Source organism: Xenorhabdus beddingii (assembly GCF_002127545.1).
In the GTDB taxonomy this organism is placed as follows: Bacteria; Pseudomonadota; Gammaproteobacteria; order Enterobacterales; family Enterobacteriaceae; genus Xenorhabdus; species Xenorhabdus beddingii.
On sequence record NZ_MUBK01000169.1, the window covers coordinates 1 to 447 of the forward strand.

The 447-nt window shown below is 55.9% G+C and carries 1 rRNA gene; it reads left to right on the forward strand.

Annotation, left to right across the window (positions count from 1 at the left end):
* Positions 1 to 447: ribosomal RNA gene (locus Xbed_RS19095) — 23S ribosomal RNA — on the forward strand; the annotation flags it as partial.

Sequence of the window (447 nt, forward strand, 5' to 3'; positions counted from 1 at the left end):
AATATTCCCGTACTCGGTGTGACTGCGAAGGGGGGACGGAGAAGGCTAGGCTGGCCGGGCGACGGTTTGTCCCGGTTTAAGCGTGTAGGTGGGCGGTCCTGGCAAATCCGGACGGCTGTAAACACTGAGGCGTGATGACGAGGCACTACGGTGCTGAAGTAGCTGATGCCCTGCTTCCAGGAAAAGCCTCTAAGCACCAGGTCACAACGAATCGTACCCCAAACCGACACAGGTGGTCAGGTAGAGAATACTCAGGCGCTTGAGAGAACTCGGGTGAAGGAACTAGGCAAAATGGTGCCGTAACTTCGGGAGAAGGCACGCTGGCACTAGGTGAAGTCCCCGGCGGATGGAGCTGAAGCCAGTCGCAGATACCAGCTGGCTGCAACTGTTTAATAAAAACACAGCACTGTGCAAACACGAAAGTGGACGTATACGGTGTGACGCCTG